General features: G+C 67.3%; 1 protein-coding gene. It reads left to right on the top strand.

Annotated elements, in window-relative coordinates:
• On the top strand, positions 1-511 hold a 511-nt coding region (locus AC6CH3_RS23420; RefSeq protein WP_498134710.1), incomplete at both ends, for an aldehyde dehydrogenase family protein.

Below are 511 nucleotides of genomic sequence, written 5' to 3'. Positions count from 1 at the left end.
GTGCGTGCTGGTCACGCCGTGGAACTTCCCGCTGGCGATGGGTGCCCGCAAGATCGCCCCGGCCGTGGCCGCGGGCTGCACCATGGTCTTCAAGCCCGCGGAACTGACGCCGCTGACCTCCCTGGCCCTGGTGGACATCTTCCGGCAGGCCGGCCTTCCCGACGGTGTCCTGAACGTCGTCACCACCCTGGACGCAGCCAGCGTCGTGGGGACCTGGACCGGCAGCGGCATCGCTCGGAAGATCAGCTTCACCGGCTCCACCGGGGTCGGCAAGATCCTGCTGCGCCAGGCGGCCGAGAATGTCATGCGCTCCTCAATGGAACTGGGCGGCAACGCCCCGTTCATCGTCCTGGCCGACGCGGACATCGAAAAGGCCGTCGACGGCGCCATGAAGGCCAAGATGCGGAACATGGGCGAGGCCTGCACCGCCGCGAACCGGTTCTTCGTGCACCGCTCCGTCCTGGCCGAGTTCAGCGAGAAGTTCGCCAAGAACATCTCCGAACTGCGGGTA

The organism is Arthrobacter sp. GQ119, from assembly GCF_059759125.1.
The sequence above is the reverse complement of the archived record's forward strand: the minus strand, read 5'-3'. Positions and strand labels throughout refer to the sequence as shown.